This is a genomic window from Castellaniella sp. WN (genome assembly GCF_054457555.1).
The window spans coordinates 436,388-452,001 of the sequence record NZ_JBTKZC010000001.1; the positions used below are offsets into that span (position 1 = coordinate 436,388).

The following is a 15,614-nucleotide window of genomic DNA, read 5'->3' on the forward strand; positions in this document are numbered from 1 at the left end:
TCAGGAAGGGCGCGCGCGGCGGGCGCGCAGGATTTCGTCCAGGATCAGGAGCGCGGCCCCGCAGGTGATGGCCACGTCGGCCAGGTTGAAGGCCGGGAAGTACCAGTCGCGCCAGTGGAACAGCAGGAAGTCCACGACGTGGCCGTGCTGCAGGCGGTCGATGGCGTTGCCCAGGGCGCCGCCCAGGATGCTCGCCAGTGCCGCGCACAGCAGGCGCTCCGTCGCGTGGGTATAGAGCCAGCGCAGGATCAGGACGGCGGCGGCCGCGGCGATGCCGGTGAACAGCCAGCGCTGGGCGCCGCCGCCGTCGGCGAGGAAGCTGAAGGCCGCGCCGGTGTTGTGCAGCAGGGTCAGGTCGAAGATGGGCGGCAGCACGGGGATGCGCTGCGCATAGCCCAGCGAACCCGAAATCCAGGCCTTGCTCGCCTGGTCCAGCAGCACCAGGACCAGCGCCCAGGCCAGCCAGCCGACGAGCGGCCGCAGGCGCGCCGCGCGCGGCGCGGCCGGCGGCCCGCCCGGTCCGGCATCCGGGCCGAGGTCCGGATCAGGCATGGGTGCGGACTTCGCCATCGCCGTGCAGATTGTCCACGCAGCGGCCGCAGAGTTCCGGATGCGCCGGGTCCCGGCCGACGTCGGCGCGGTGGTGCCAGCAGCGGCTGCACTTCTCATGCGTCGTGGCCCGCACTTCGATCCGCAGGGGGCCGTCGCTTGCCACGGCCTGGGCCGCCGAGGTGATGAAGACGAATTTCAGGTCGTCTTCCAGTGATTGCAGCAGGGTCAGGTCCTCGGCCTGGACTGCGACGGTCACTTCGGCTTGCAGCGAGGCGCCGACCTTGCCTTCGGCGCGCACGGCTTCGATGTCCTTGTTGACCTGATCGCGGATTTCGCGGATGCGCGTCCATTTGGCCCGCAGCGCCTCGTCGCCCTCGGGCAGGGTGGTGAACGTTTCCAGGAAGATGCTGTCGCCGGCGCCGAAGACCTTCCAGGCTTCCTCGGCCGTGAACGACAGGAACGGGGCCATCCAGCGCAGCAGCGCGTGGGTGATCTGGTACAGCGCGGTCTGGGCGCTGCGGCGCGCCAGGCTCTTGGGAGCCGCGGTGTAGAGGCGGTCTTTCAGCACGTCGAGGTAGAAGCCGCCCAGATCCTCGGAGCAGAACAGCTGCAGCTTGGCGACCACGGGGTGGAATTCATAGACCTGATAGTGGCCGAGGATTTCCTGTTGCAGTTGGGCCGCGCGCGCCAGGGCGTAGCGGTCGATTTCCAGCAGATCCCCGTAGGCCACGGCGTCCCGGGCCGCGTCGAAGTCGCTGGTGTTGGCCAGCAGGAAACGCAGCGTGTTGCGGATGCGGCGGTAGCTGTCCACCACACGCGCCAGGATCTTGTCGTCGATGCCCAGGTCGCCCGAATAGTCGGTCGAGGCCACCCACAGGCGGATGATCTCGGCGCCCATCTTGCCGCTCACGTCCTGCGGCGCCACGGTGTTGCCCAGCGACTTGCTCATCTTCTTGCCCTGGCCGTCCACGGTGAAGCCGTGGGTCAGCAGCCCGCGGTAGGGCGCGCGGCCGAAGATGGCCGAGGCCAGCAGCAGCGAACTGTGGAACCAGCCCCGGTGCTGGTCGTGGCCTTCTAGGTACAGATCGGCTTCGGGGCCGCTGTCGTGGTGCATGGCCGGATGCGAACCGCGCATCACGTGCCAGAAGGTGGAGCCCGAGTCGAACCAGACTTCCAGGATGTCGGTGCTCTTGGTGTAGCGCCCGGCGTCCTCGGCGCCCAGAATGTCCTCGGCCGTCACGCGGCTCCAGGCCTCCACGCCGCCCTGTTCGATCATGTCGGCCGCCTGATCGATGATTTCCATCGTGCGCGGGTGCAGTTCGCCCGTGTCCACGTGCAGGAAGAACGGGATGGGCACGCCCCAGCTGCGCTGGCGCGAGATGCACCAGTCGGGCCGGCCCGCGATCATGTCGCGCAGGCGGATCTTGCCGTTTTCGGGGTAGAAGCGGGTCTGCTCGATGGCTTCGAGCGCGATCTGGCGCAGCGTCTTCGCGGGCTTCTGGGCCGGGTCGGTGAACACCCCCTCGCCCTCGTCCATGCGGATGAACCACTGCGCGGCGGCGCGGTAGATCACCGGCGTCTTGTGGCGCCAGCAGTGCGGGTAGCTGTGGGTGATGGTGGTGGTGTCCATCAGGCGGTCCGCGGATTTCAGCGCGTCGAGGATGGCGGGCACGGCCTTCCAGATGTGCTGGCCGCCGAACAGCGGCAGATCGTCCGCGTACACGCCGTGGCCCTGCACGGGGTTGAGGATGTCCTCGTAGGCCAGGCCGTTGGACATGCAGGAGTTGAAGTCGTCCATGCCATAGGCGGGCGACGAGTGCACGATCCCCGTGCCGTCCTCGGCCGTGGCGTAGTCGGCCAGATAGACGGGCGAGAGGCGGTCATAGCCCTTGTCCACGTGCGCCAGCGGATGCCTGAAGGGCATGTGGTCGAGCTTTTCGCCCTGGGCCGTGGCGATGACCCGGCCCTGCAGTTTCCAGCGTTCGAGGCACTTTTCGACCAGGGCCGAGGCGACGACGAGCAGGCCGCGTTCGGTGTCGACCAGGCTGTATTCGAGCGCCGGGTTGACGTTGAGCGCCTGGTTGGCGGGGATGGTCCAGGCCGTGGTCGTCCAGATGACGATGAAGGCTTCCTTGTCGAGCCGGTCCAGGCCGAAGGCGGCGGCCAGCTTTCCGGGATCGGCCGCCGGGAACATCACGTCCAGCGTCTGGCTTTTCTTGTCGGCGTATTCGATTTCGAACTCGGCCAGCGACGAGGCGCAGTCGAAGCACCAGTACACGGGCTTGAGGCCGCGATAGACGAAGCCGCGTTCCATGACCTTCTTCAGGGCGCGCAGTTCCAGCGCCTCGTTGGCGTGGTTCATGGTCTTGTAGGGGTGGTCCCAGTCGCCCAGCACCCCCAGGCGCTTGAAATCCACCATCTGCTGCGCGATCTGCTCGGTGGCGAAGGCGCGGCTTTTGGCCTGCATCTCGTCGCGCGGCAGGTTGCGGCCGTGCAGCTTTTCGATGGCGTTCTCGATCGGCAGGCCGTGGCAGTCCCAGCCCGGCACGTACACCGCGTCGAACCCTTCGAGCTGGCGGCTCTTGACGATCATGTCCTTGAGGATCTTGTTGACCGCGTGGCCGATGTGGATCTTGCCGTTGGCGTAGGGCGGGCCGTCGTGCAGGATGAACAGGGGCTCGCCCCGGCGGGCGTCGCGCAGCCGCTTGTAGATGCCTTTTTCCTCCCATTCCTTGATCCAGCCCGGCTCGCGCTTGGGCAGGTCGCCGCGCATGGGAAAAGGGGATTCGGGCAGGTTCAGGGTGTCTCTATAGTCCATGGGAGGCAAAATAGTCACGAGCGCCTTGCGCATCCTGGCGGATGGCGGCGGTCAGGGTGGTCAGGTCGGGAAAGGATTCCTCGTCGCGCAGGAACTCGAGGAATTCGACGCACACCAGTTTACCGTAGGCGTCCACCCGCCGATCCAGGATGTGCGTCTCCAGCAACAGCGTGCCGTCGCGGGAGACCGTGGGGCGCACGCCCAGGCTGGCCACGCCCGGCAGGGGACGCGCGTCCAGCCCGTGTACGCGCACTATATAGATGCCGGAGCGGGCCGCGCAAGGTTCGGGCACGCGCAGGTTGAGAGTCGGAAAGCCCAGATCGCGGCCCAGCTTGCGGCCGTGGATGACGTGTCCGCCGATGCGGTAGGGGGCGCCCAGCAGTTCGCCGCTGCGTTCCAGGTTGCCCACCGCCAGCGCGGTGCGCAGCGCGGAACTGGAAATGCGCTGGCCCTGGTCGTCGGCGACGTCGGCCAGAGTCCGGACTTCGAAACCGTGCTCGCGCCCCATGCGGCGCAGCAGGTCGATGTCGCCGCTGCGCTTGTGACCGTAGCGGAAGTCCTCGCCGACCAGCAGCCAGCGGGTGTTCAGGCCCCGCACCAGGAGGCGGCGGATGAAGTCCTCGGCCTCCATGTCGGCCAGGCGCTGATCGAAGCGCTGAATCGCGATCTGCCGCATGCCGTGTTCGGCCAGCAGGACGACTTTGTCGCGCAGGCTGCTGATCTGCGTGGGAATCAGTTCCGGGCGCTGTCCCTTGCGGGCGAAGAAGGCGCGCGGATGGGGCGCGAAGGTCATCACGGTGGGCACAAGCCCGAGCGCGCCGGCCTGTTCCCGGACCTGGGCGAGAATGGCCTGATGGCCCCGGTGCACGCCATCGAAGTTGCCGATGGTCACGGCGCTGGGAGCCGTCGAATCGTGCCGGGGCAGGTGGCGGTAGAGGCGGAGTTCGGTATTCACAGGCGAGAGTTTACAATTTTACGTTTGTGCCCAGGACGCCTGCCGGGCCGCAACCATCGTTTTTTGCTGGAGACTTCGCGCATGCCGCATTCCCCCGACCGGCCGATCCGGGTGGCCATCCTGATTTCGGGCCGGGGCTCGAACATGCAGGCGCTGGCCGAGACCGTCGCGGCCGAAGGCCTGCCCGTCGACATCTGCACCGTGCTGTCCAACCGCGCCGACGCGGCGGGGCTGGACTGGGCGCGCGCGCGCGGCCTGTCCGCCGAAGTCCTCGCGCATCGCGGCTTCGACAGCCGCGATGCCTTCGACGCCGCCCTGCGGTCGCGGCTGGACGCCCTGGCACCCGACTACATCCTGCTGGCCGGCTTCATGCGGGTGCTGGGCGCCGATTTCGTGCGCCACTTCGACGGCCGCATCGTCAACATCCATCCCTCGCTGCTGCCGGCCTTTCCCGGCCTGCATACCCATGCCCAGGCCCTGGCTCAGGGCGTGCAATGGCACGGTTGCACCGTGCATTTCGTCACGCCGGTGCTGGACCACGGGCCGATCATCGCCCAGGGCGCGATCCCGGTGCTGGCCGGCGACACGCCCGACACGCTGGCGGCCCGGCTGCTGCCGGTCGAACACCAGATATACGTTCAGGTGCTGCGCTGGCTGGCGCAGGGCCGCGTCCGGCTGCAGGCGGACGGCCAGGTCCTGGTCGAGGGCGCGCCGCACCGCGCCTGGGCCGGTCCGGCGCTTTTCCAGGAGGATCATCATGAGCAGGAATGACACGCGGGACAAGACCCGTTCCCGGCCGCCCCGGCACAAGGACGCCGGACGCGGCAAGCCGGCCGCCGGCCAGCCCGCGCGGCCCTACGTCATGGCGGCGGCGCGCATCGAGCAGGTGCGCCAGGTGCTGGGCGAAGTCCTGCAATGGAAGTATCCGGCTGACGCCGTGCTGTCGCACTGGTTCCGCGCCCACGCCAACGCCGGGCTGCGCGACCGGGGTGAAATCGCCGAGGCGGTGTTCGACGTGCTGCGCCATCTGCGGCGCTACCGGCAGTTCGCCGAAATCGGCGCGGGTTCGGGCACGCGGCGCCTGGCGGTGCTGGGCCTGGCGGCCGTCTGGCCGCGCGAAACCCTGGACACCGGCCTGGACGAGCAGGAACGCGCCTGGCTGGACCACGTCCTGTCCCTGCCCGCCGCGGGCCTGCCCCGGACGGTGCGCCACAGCGTGCCGGACTGGCTGGACGAGCGCCTGGCGGCCTTGCCGGAGGCCGAATCCCTGCTCCAGGCCCTGAACGCGCCCGCGCCCCTGGACTTGCGGGTCAATCCGCTCAAGGCCGAGCGCGAGGCCCTGCTGGCCGCCTGGGCCGACGGCCCCGAGGCGCGCTGGGCGGCGCGGCCGACGCCGTATTCCCCCTGGGGCATCCGCATCCAGGGGCGCCCGCCCGTCAACCGCTGGGGCGCCTTCGAGCGCGGCGAGATCGAAGTCCAGGACGAGGGCAGCCAGCTGCTGGCCGCGCTGGTGGCGCCCCGGCGCGGCGAGATGGTCATCGACTACTGCGCGGGGGCGGGGGGCAAGACCCTGCTGCTGGGCGCGCTGATGCGCTCCACCGGCCGCCTGTACGCCTTCGACGTGTCCGCCGCCCGCCTGGCCCGGGCCAAGCCGCGCTTCGCGCGCAGCGGCCTGTCCAACATCGTGCCGGTGGCCATCGCGGAACGCAACGACCAGCGCGTCAAGCGGCTGCGCGGCAAGGCGCACCGCGTGCTGGTGGACGCGCCGTGCAGCGGCCTGGGCACGCTGCGCCGCAATCCCGACCTGAAATGGCGCCAGCACCCCGAATCCCTGGCCCAGCTGCGCGAGACCCAGGCGGCGATCCTGCGCGACGCCGCCGCCTGCGTGATGCCGGGCGGACGGCTGGTGTACGCCAGTTGCAGCATCCTGCCGGAGGAAAATGAACTGCAGGTCGAGGCCTTCCTGGCCGAACACCCGGAATTTTCCCTGCTGGACGCCGGCGCCATCCTGGCCGACCGCGACATTGATGTCGCCCTGGACAGTCCGTATCTGCGGCTGCGCCCCGACGTCCACGGCACCGATGGCTTCTTCGCCGCCGTGATGCAGCGCGCCAAGCCGGCCGCGGAGCAAGCGGCCGCCGGCAAGTCCGGTGCGGACGAGGTTCCCGCGCCGGACGCCCCGGGCGAGGCCGCCGGCGAGGCGTGAGGGATCGCCGCGCGGTTTAGGGCCTGGCCGCGTAGCGGTCGCGCAATTCGCGCTTGAGCAGCTTGCCCGATGCGTTGCGCGGCATGTCCTCGACGAAGAAGACCTGTTTCGGGACCTTGAAGGGCGCCAGGCGCGCGTGGACGTGGGCGATGAGTTCGTCCGCGTCGGCCCGGTGGTCCCGCTTCAGGGCCACGACCGCGGCGACAGCCTCGATCCAGCGTTCGTCGGGCAGGCCGATGACCGCGACTTCCGCCACCGCCGGGTGGGTGTAGAGGCATTCCTCGACTTCGCGGCTGGCCACCACGACGCCGCCGGTGTTGATGATGTCCTTGATGCGGTCGGTCACGTACAGGTAGCCGGCCTCGTCCAGGTGACCGACGTCTCCGGAATGGAACCAGCCGCCGGCGAACGCGGCGGCGGTCTCCTCGGGCTTGTTCCAGTAGCCGCTCATCAGTTGGGGCGAGCGGTGGACGATTTCCCCCATTTCGCCGGCCGGCATGTCGCGCATGTCGGCGTCCACGATGCGGGTCTCGACGTTGAAGATGGACCGTCCCGCCGAGGCGGGGCGCTCGGCGTGGTCCTCGGGGCTCAGGACCGTGGCCAGGGGCGCGATTTCGCTCTGGCCGTAGCAGTTGTACAGCCGCAGGTCCGGCAGCCGCCGGGACAGCTCCTGGAGCACCGGCACCGGCATGATCGAGGCGCCGTAGTAGCCCTTGCGCAGCGACGCGAGCCGCGCCGGGTCGAAGTCGGGGTGGCGCAGCAGGGCGATCCAGACCGTGGGCGGCGCGAAGAACGACGTCACCCGTTCGCGCGCGATCAGCTCGAAGCAGCGGTCGGGCTGCGGCGCCTGGATCAGCAGCGTCGTCGCGCCGATCAGCAGCTGAGGCATCAGGAAGACGTGCATCTGGGCCGAATGGTACAGCGGCAGGGCGGCCAGCGAACGGTCCTCTCCCCGGATGTCGGTCGCCAGGAGCGTGCTGACGTATTCGGCCAGGAGCGCCCGGTGGCTCATCATGGCGCCCTTGGGGGCGGCCGTCGTGCCCGAGGTGTACAGCAGCTGGGCGATGGCTTCCTCGTCCGGCGCGATGTCCGGGGCGGCTTCGGGGCCGTCGCCTTGGGCCCAGGCCAGGACGTCCAGATCCCGCCCGCCCGTCAGCGAGCCCAGCCAGGCGCAGCCCGGCGTGTCGTCCAGCGTCTGGATCGACTGGCCCAGATCGGCGTCGTGGAACAGCGCCCGGGCGCCGGACTGTTCGATGATGTAGCGCAGTTCGGCGTCCCGCAGCGCATAGTTGACCGGCACGTGGATCAGTCCCGCCTTGACGCAGGCCAGCCACAGCAGGACGTAGGCGTCCGAATTGCGCCCGTAGGCGGCCACCCGGTCGCCGGCCCGCAGGCCCAGGGCCAGCAGCCGATGGGCGACGCGGTTGGCGCCCCGGTCCAGCGCCGCGTAGGTCCAGCTGCGCGGCTCGAACGTCAGGGCCGTGCGGTCCGGGTTGCGGCGCACGGATCTCGCGAAGGCGTCGCCGATCAGATTGCGGCCGCTGCGCCGGACGTCCGCCGGCCGGTCGAGGCTGTCATGTGGGTGCATACGGGTCTCCTGGGTGGTTCTGGCGGGGCCTGGCGCCCCTCGTTTATTGGAATTGCGTCGATTGTGCCGGAGGCGGGTCAGAGCCGCTCGATCACGGTGGCGGTGGCCATGCCATGACCGATGCACATGACCTGCAGGCCGAACCGGCCGTCGCGCTGGCGCAGGCCGGCGAGCATCTTGGCCATGAGGCCGGCACCCGTGGCCCCCAGCGGATGGCCGTGGGCGATGGCGCCGCCCCAGGGGTTGCAGCGCTCCGGATCGGGCTCGAATTCGCGCATGAAGCACAGGGCGACGCTGGCGAAGGCCTCGTTGACTTCGATCCAGTCGATGTCGCGGATCGACAGGCCCGCCCGTTCCAGCGCCAGGCGGGTGGCGGGCACGATGCCGGTCAGCTGCATCACCGGGTCGGAGCCGACCGCGACGCGGGCCAGGAACCGCGCCTGCGGCGTCAGGCCCAGCGCCCGCGCGGCGGCGCGGCGGCCCACCAGGATGGCGGCGGCGCCGTCGGACATCTGGCTGGCGTTGGCCGCCGTCACCCGGCCGTCGTCCGGGGCGCGGAAGACGGGGGCCATGCCGCGCACCCGGTCCTCGTCCACCGGCGCACGAATGCCCTCATCCGCGGCCAGGGTGCGGGGCTCGCCCGCGCCGTCGCGGCCGGGCATGGCCAGGATTTCCGTGTGCCGCCCGGCCGTGCGTGCCGCATGGGCGCGGCGGTGGCTTTCGATGGCGTAGTCGTCCAGCTCGCGCCGCGAGAGTTGCCAGGATTGCGCGATGCGTTCCGCGCTTTCGACCTGATGCGGAATGGGAAAGCGCGCCAGCAGATCGGGGTGCAGGCCGTCGAAGCCCTGGAAGGGCCGCTGGCCCAGGGTCAGGTCCAGGAACATCGGCACCCGGCTCATGCTCTCGACTCCGCAGCCGATGGCGAAGTCCGTGTCGCCGCAGGCCACGGCCTGCGCCGCGGCGTGGACGGCATACTGGCTGGAGCCGCACATCCGGTTGATCGTGGCCGCCGGGACGTCGGCCGGCAGGCCGGCCAGCAGCACGGCCTGCCGGGCGATGTTGCCGCCCTGTTCGCCGGCCTGGCTGACGCAGCCGACCAGCACGTCGCCCACCCGGTCCGCGGACAGTCCGGACCGGGCCAGGGCTTCCCGCAGGACCGCGGCCAGCAAGTCGTCCGGGCGCGTGTCGCGCAGGGCGCCGTTGCGCCGGCCGAATGGCGTGCGCACGGCCGACAGGATGACGGCTTCGTCGGGGGAGGCGGGGCGTGGGGTAGTCATGGGCGTCCTTGGGTGTGCGCGCGGTGCAGTTCGCGGGCGATGATGTTGCGCTGGATTTCGCTGGTGCCTTCGTAGATCTGCAGCACCTTGGCGTCGCGGAAGAGCTTTTCCACCGGATACTCGGTCGAATAGCCCATCCCGCCGAAGATCTGGATGGCCTCCGTGGCGGCCCACATGGCCGCGTCGGCGGCGTGGGCCTTGGCGACCGAGGCTTCCAGGGTGCCGGACAGGCCCTGATCCAGGCGCCAGGCCGCCCGATAGGTCAGCAGCCGGGCGGCCTCGAGCTTCATGCGCATTTCCGCCAGCTTGTGGGCGATGGCCTGGTGCTCGATCAGGCGCTTGCCCATGCTGGCGCGCTCGCAGGCGTAGGCCAGCGATTCGTCCAGGCAGCGTTCGATCAGCCCCACGCCGAAGGCGGCCACCATGGGGCGGGAATGGTCGAAGACCCGCATGGCCAGCGTGAAGCCTTCGCCTTCTTCGCCCAGGCGCTGGTCCCGCGTCACGCGGACCTGGTCCAGGAAGACTTCGCAGGTGGGCGCGCAGCGCTGTCCCAGCTTGTCCAGGGGAGGCCCCACGGTCAGGCCGGGGCTGTCGCGGGGCACGATGAACGCGCTCAGGCCCCGGTGGCCGGCGTCGGGGCCGGTCCGGGCGAAGACGACGAAGAATTCCGCCAGGCTGGCGTTGGAGATCCAGATCTTGGTGCCCGAAAGCCGGTAGCCGTCCTCTGTCCGCTCCGCCCGGGTCCGGATGCCGGCCACGTCCGATCCGGCGCCCGGCTCGGTCAGGGCGAAACTGGCGCGCGCGCCCCGGGCCGCGGCGCCCAGGTAACGGTCCCGCTGGACCTGGGTGCCGGCCAGCAGGATGGGGGCCGTGGCCAGCGCATTGACGCACAGCGTGGTGCCGATGCCCAGGCATCCGTGGCAGAGCGCCTCGGTGACCAGCACGAGTTCCAGGCACCCCAGGCCGCTGCCGCCCACTGATTCCGGCAGGCTGACGTTCGTCAGTCCCAGGGCCTGGGCCCGCTGGTGGACGATTTCGGGAAACGTCCGGCTGCGGTCGGCCTCGGCGGCGCGCGGCGCGATTTCCCGGGCCGCGAACGTGCGGGCCAGGGTCCGGATCTCCTGCTGCTCGGGATTGAGCTGAAAGTCCATCGGGTCTGTCTCCTTGCGCCCTGTCGCTGTCCGTCCCTTCGGCGGGCGCTGCCGGGCGGGGATGCGCGCAGGGAGGCCGGCGGACCGGTGGCATATTCGAGATATGCTCGAATTGCCAGGGGGCGTGGTCCGTTTCCCGGACTCCGGTGGCCGGGGGCTTGCCGCCGGGGCCCAGGCTGGTCCGTCTGATGCGCGGGAACATGAGGAATCATGCTAATGGACGAAACCCGTCCTGTAGATGGCAAAATGAGTCGGTTTATTGATGATTTATGCCAATCCAGCGGCTCGTCGGGATGTTCCCGGAAAACCCGGCCGTACTCGACAGGATGATGGACCATGGCCGCTCCGACGATGACGGTGCCGATCGGCATGATCACCCAGATGCTCGACCGGCTGGGGCATCCGCCCAGCGCCGCTTCCGATGCCGTCGTGCGCGCGGGGATCGCTCCCGCCTTGCTTGCGCGCCCCTTCGCTCGCGTGACGGTGGAGCAGTTCGCCTTGTTCTACCGGGCACTCGTCGTCCAGATGGATGACGAGACGCCGGGCCTGTTCTCGCGACCGCTGCGTGGCGGGACCTTGAAATTCCTGTGCCTCGGCCTGTTGGGAGCTCCCAGTCTGCGGGTGGCGCTGCACCGCTTCTGTTGCTTTTTCCGCCTGGTGCTCGACGACCTGGCGTTCCGGATGACGACGGGCGGGAGAGGCGAAGGCATTCTGATCGAAGAGCGGCGGGACCTGGGTGCGCAGCGTGTGCTCATCCTGGAATTGATGCTGCTGCTGGTCCAGGGCATCGCGTCGTGGATAGCCGAGCGCCGGTTGCGGTTCGTCCGGGTGGACCTGGCCTATCCGCCGCCGCCCCATGCGAGCGAATACTTGAACATGTATGCCGGTCCGGCCGCTTTCGGGCGGCCGGCGACGATGCTGGTTTTCGATCCCGGGACGCTGGACCTGCCGGCCCGGCAGGACCGGGCCGCCGTTTCCGCTTTCCTGCGGCGTGCGCCGATGGACTGGATCCGGCCGCCCGCGGGCGAGCGCCTGGTGACCCATCGGGTCAGGGATTTGCTCGAGACCCGGCTGGACCAGCCGCCCTCGATCCCGGAAGTCGCGCGTGCGCTGCACCTGTCGCCGCGCACGCTGGCCCGCCGGCTGGAGGCGGAAGGAACGCATTTCCAGGCGATCAAGAGCGCGGTGCGCCGGGACGCGGCCATTGTCCGGCTGCTGTGCACGGACCTGTCCATCGCGGCGATCGGGGCGCAACTGGGATTCGAGGACCCGGCCGCTTTCAACCGGGCCTTCCGCCAGTGGGCGGGGATGCCGCCCGGAGGATACCGCAAGGGGCGGCCCTGAACCATCCCGCAAGACCGCTCTTCATGCGCTTCCGGGGGTGGACTACACTATGTGGGGCGATACCGGGCCGTCATGGAGCATTCCCGGGCGTCCCGTCTTTTCTTTTCAATCCTGCGGGTTTGCGCCCGAATGCGATGAATACCTGGCTTTCCTTTCTTCAGGGCGGCATGCTGGACCCGGGTCCCTGGGCCCTGGTCGGCGTGACGCTGGCGCTGACCCACGTCACCATCGTGGCGGTAACCCTGTACCTGCATCGCAGTCAGGCGCACCGGGGGCTGGACCTGCATCCCGCCGTGGCGCATTTCTTCCGCTTCTGGCTGTGGCTGACCACCGGCATGGTGACCCGCGAATGGGTCGCCATCCACCGCAAGCACCACGCCAAATGCGAACGGGAAGGCGACCCGCACTCTCCCGCCGTGTTCGGCCTGGCCCAGGTTTTCTTCCGCGGCGCGGAACTGTATCGCGACGAAGCCGGCAACGCCGAAACCCTGGCACGCTACGGCCACGGCGCGCCTGACGACTGGATCGAACGCAAGCTGTACAGCCGCCACAACCTGCTGGGCGTGGGCCTGATGCTGATCCTGGATCTGACCCTGTTCGGCGTCGTGGGCCTCACGGTCTGGGCGGTGCAAATGGCCTGGATCCCGTTCTGGGCGGCCGGCGTGGTCAACGGCCTGGGCCATGCCTGGGGCTACCGCAATTTCGCCTGCCCGGACGACAGCACCAACGTCGTGCCCTGGGGGCTGCTGATCGGCGGGGAAGAACTGCACAACAATCACCACGCCTACGGGACTTCGGCGAAATTCTCCTCGCGCTGGTACGAATTCGACCTGGGCTGGGCCTACATCCGCGTCCTGCAGACCCTGGGTCTGGCCAAGGTGCGCCGGGTCGCCCCCCGGCTGCGGCTGCGGGCGCCGGAAGCCGCCGACACGCTGGGTCAGGATCAGCTTCAGGGCATCATCGCCCACCGCTACGAAGTCCTGGCCCGCTATTCGGGCGTGGTCAAGGCCGCCGTGGCGCACGAACTCAAGGCTCTGAAACTGCGCCAGCGGCGCGGCGAACGCCTGCTGCTGCGGCGCTGCCGCAAATGGCTGGTGCGCGACGCCGCCGCGCTGGCGCCGCGCGAACAGGCCCAGGTGGACCGCGCCCTGTCGCTGGCGCCCGCGCTGTCGACTCTGGTGCAGATGCGCCGCGAACTGACGGCCCTGTGGGAATCCTCCAGCGCCAGCAGCGAACAGCTGCTGACCGACCTGCGCGCCTGGTGCCAGCGCGCCCGGGCCAGCGGCATCGATGGCCTGGAACAGTTCGCCCTCCAACTTGGCCGCTACGCAGCATGACAGATCTGATGCTCGAAGGACTGAACCCGCAGCAGCGGGCCGCCGTCACCTTGCCGGCCGAACACGCCCTGGTGCTGGCCGGCGCGGGCAGCGGCAAGACCCGCGTCCTGACCACCCGCATGGCCTGGCTGATCCAGACCGGGCAGGTCGGCCCCCACGGCCTGCTGGCCGTCACTTTCACCAACAAGACCGCGCGGGAAATGCTGACGCGGCTGTCGGCGCTGCTGCCCATCAATACCCGGGGCATGTGGGTCGGGACCTTTCACGGCCTGTGCAACCGGCTGTTGCGCGCGCATCACCGCGAAGCCGGGCTGCCGCAGACGTTCCAGATCCTGGACAGCGCCGACCAGCTCTCGGCCATCAAGCGCATGCTGAAGGCCGCCGGCATCGACGACGAGCGCTTCCCGCCGCGTGACGTGCAGCGCATGATCAACGGCGCCAAGGAAGACGGCCTGCGGCCCCATGACCTGGACGCGCGCGACGCCCACGCCCGGCGGCTGGCCGATCTGTACCAGCGCTACCAGGACCAGTGCGAACGCGAGGGCGTGGTCGACTTCGGCGAACTGCTGCTGCGCGCCTACGAACTGCTGCAGCGCGAGGCGCCGATCCGAGAACACTACCAGCGCCGCTTCCAGCAGATCCTGGTCGACGAATTCCAGGACACCAATGTCCTGCAGTACCGCTGGCTGATGCTGCTGGCGGGCGCGCACACGCCGGTGTTCGCGGTGGGAGACGACGACCAGTCCATCTACGCCTTTCGCGGGGCGAACGTCGGCAACATGGCCGACTTCGAGCAGCGCCACGCCCAGGGCCGCGTCATCCGGCTGGAACAGAACTACCGTTCGCACGGCCACATCCTGGACTCGGCCAACGCCCTGATCACCCACAACAACAATCGCCTGGGCAAGAACCTGTGGACCGACGCGGGCGAGGGCGAGCCCCTGCGCGTGGTCGAGCAGGCGTCCGACGCGCTGGAGGCCCAGTGGCTGGTGGACGAGATCCGCGCCCTGATCCGCGAAGGCCGTCCGGCCCATGAAATCGCCATCCTGTACCGCAGCAATGCCCAGTCGCGCCCGATCGAACACGCCTTGTTCTCCGCCCGGGTGCCGTACCGGGTCTATGGCGGCCAGCGGTTCTTCGAGCGCAAGGAAGTCAAGGACGTCCTGGCCTATCTGCGCCTGATCGACAATCCGGACGACGACACGTCCTGGATGCGGGTGGTGAACTTCCCCACGCGCGGCATCGGCGCGCGCACCCTGGAACAACAGGCCGACATGGCCGCGCAGCGGGGCTCCAGTCTGGCGGGCGCGGTCGCCTTCGTGCCGGGCAAGGCGGGCGCCAGCCTGGCCCGCTTCACCACCCTGATCCGCGAACTGGCCGAGGAGGCCCGCACGCTGGACCTGCCCGAACTGATCGGCCACGTGGTGCACCATAGCGGCCTGGAGACCCATTACCGGGCCGACCGCGAAGGCCAGGACCGCCTGGAAAACCTGCAGGAACTGGTCAACGCGGCCGCCGCCTTCGTGGCCGAGGAAGGCTTCCAGGGCCTGCCCGCCGGCCGGATTCCCGAGGGCGCGGCCATCGCCGCTTCGGCGGCTTCCGATCCCGATCTGGCGTTTGGCGATGGCGTGGAGCCTGCGCCCATCGTGATGTCGCCCCTGGGAGCCTTCCTCAGCCATGCCTCGCTGGAGGCCGGCGACAACCAGGCGCAGGCCGGCGAGGACGCCGTGCAGCTCATGACCGTGCATGCGGCCAAGGGCCTGGAATTCGACGCGGTGTTCATCACCGGGCTGGAAGAAGGCCTGTTTCCCCACGAGAACAGCCTGTTGGATCCGGGCGGCCTGGAAGAGGAACGCCGCCTGATGTACGTGGCCATCACGCGGGCGCGCGAGCGCTTGACGCTGACCCTGGCGCAAAGCCGCATGCTGCACGGCCAGACGCGCTACGGCCTGCGTTCGCGTTTCCTGGACGAGATCCCGGAAGAACACCTGAAATGGATTACCCCGCGCCAGCGGCTGGCCGCCGACCAGCCGCCCTGGAGCGGCGCCTTCCGGCGCGGCCTGGGAGGCTGGCAGGGCGAGGCGGGCAGCGCATTCGCGCCGCGCACGCCCCGCGCGCAGTCATCCGGCGTCTCGGTGGGCGAACAGTGCTTCCGGATCGGCACGGGCGTGCGCCATGGCCGCTTCGGCGAAGGCACCGTGGTGGCGCTGAGCGGCAGCGGCGCCGATGCCCAGGCGCGGATAGAATTCCGCGATGCCGGCACCAAGACCCTGGCCCTGGGCGTGGCGAAGCTGGAAGTGCTCGACTGAGTCAGGGGCCGGCCGGCGCCGGGCTGACAGTTTTCCTTGCGGGTGGAGATCAAATACTAGGGGAAATCCCCGAGGTG

Annotated in this window: 11 protein-coding genes; 5 read left to right on the forward strand and 6 right to left on the reverse strand. The window is 69.6% G+C overall.

Annotated features, from left to right (window positions below):
- Genes lspA through ACTPOE_RS02015 form a run of 3 tightly spaced genes read right to left on the reverse strand, consistent with a single transcriptional unit; the run spans position 1 to position 4,325 of the window.
- Positions 1-552 carry a signal peptidase II gene (gene lspA / locus ACTPOE_RS02005; RefSeq protein ID WP_458870528.1) on the reverse strand — a complete coding sequence of 184 codons (552 nt, stop codon included), beginning with the start codon at positions 550-552 and terminating at the stop codon, positions 1-3.
- The gene (ileS, locus tag ACTPOE_RS02010) at positions 545-3,370 is read right to left on the reverse strand and encodes an isoleucine--tRNA ligase (protein ID WP_458872727.1); all 2,826 of its coding nucleotides are present in this window, start codon (positions 3,368-3,370) and stop codon (positions 545-547) included. The genes lspA and ileS overlap by 8 nt, the downstream gene beginning before the upstream one ends.
- Positions 3,360-4,325, reverse strand: a complete 966-nt coding sequence (locus ACTPOE_RS02015) for a bifunctional riboflavin kinase/FAD synthetase (RefSeq protein ID WP_458870529.1) — start codon at positions 4,323-4,325, stop codon at positions 3,360-3,362. Before ACTPOE_RS02015 ends, ileS begins: the two co-directional genes overlap by 11 nt.
- Positions 4,326-4,406: 81 nt before the next feature.
- Between ACTPOE_RS02015 and purN the strand changes: the two genes are divergently transcribed.
- Both purN and ACTPOE_RS02025 read left to right on the forward strand, forming a co-directional pair.
- Complete coding sequence (gene purN, locus ACTPOE_RS02020) at positions 4,407-5,096, forward strand: phosphoribosylglycinamide formyltransferase (protein WP_458870530.1); 690 nt, start codon at positions 4,407-4,409, stop codon at positions 5,094-5,096.
- Positions 5,097-5,220: 124 nt separating this feature from the next.
- Entirely contained in the window at positions 5,221-6,531 is a 1,311-nt protein-coding gene (locus ACTPOE_RS02025) for an RsmB/NOP family class I SAM-dependent RNA methyltransferase (protein WP_458872728.1), read from the forward strand.
- A gap of 16 nt (positions 6,532-6,547) precedes the next feature.
- Here ACTPOE_RS02025 and ACTPOE_RS02030 read toward each other — a convergent pair whose 3' ends face one another.
- The 3 genes from ACTPOE_RS02030 to ACTPOE_RS02040 form a co-directional block, all read right to left on the reverse strand.
- Positions 6,548-8,119 carry an acyl-CoA synthetase gene (locus tag ACTPOE_RS02030; protein WP_458870531.1) on the reverse strand — a complete coding sequence of 524 codons (1,572 nt, stop codon included), beginning with the start codon at positions 8,117-8,119 and terminating at the stop codon, positions 6,548-6,550.
- 77 nt (positions 8,120-8,196) lie between these two features.
- Entirely contained in the window at positions 8,197-9,396 is a 1,200-nt protein-coding gene (locus ACTPOE_RS02035) for a thiolase family protein (RefSeq protein WP_458870532.1), read from the reverse strand.
- A complete protein-coding gene (locus ACTPOE_RS02040) occupies positions 9,393-10,547 on the reverse strand; it encodes an acyl-CoA dehydrogenase family protein (protein ID WP_458870533.1) in 1,155 nt (384 codons plus the stop codon). The genes ACTPOE_RS02035 and ACTPOE_RS02040 overlap by 4 nt, the downstream gene beginning before the upstream one ends.
- A 336-nt stretch (positions 10,548-10,883) precedes the next feature.
- On the opposite strand from ACTPOE_RS02040, the gene ACTPOE_RS02045 reads away from it, so the two are divergent.
- The 3 genes from ACTPOE_RS02045 to ACTPOE_RS02055 all read left to right on the forward strand — a co-directional run bounded on the left by ACTPOE_RS02045 (position 10,884) and on the right by ACTPOE_RS02055 (position 15,537).
- Positions 10,884-11,891: an AraC family transcriptional regulator gene (locus ACTPOE_RS02045; protein WP_458870535.1), complete on the forward strand. Its 1,008-nt coding sequence runs from the start codon at positions 10,884-10,886 to the stop codon at positions 11,889-11,891.
- A gap of 134 nt (positions 11,892-12,025) precedes the next feature.
- Entirely contained in the window at positions 12,026-13,228 is a 1,203-nt protein-coding gene (locus ACTPOE_RS02050; protein WP_458870536.1) for a DesA family fatty acid desaturase, read from the forward strand.
- A 5-nt stretch (positions 13,229-13,233) separates the two neighbouring features.
- Complete coding sequence (locus ACTPOE_RS02055) at positions 13,234-15,537, forward strand: UvrD-helicase domain-containing protein (RefSeq protein WP_458872729.1); 2,304 nt, start codon at positions 13,234-13,236, stop codon at positions 15,535-15,537.
- The last annotated feature ends 77 nt before the right edge of the window (positions 15,538-15,614 follow it).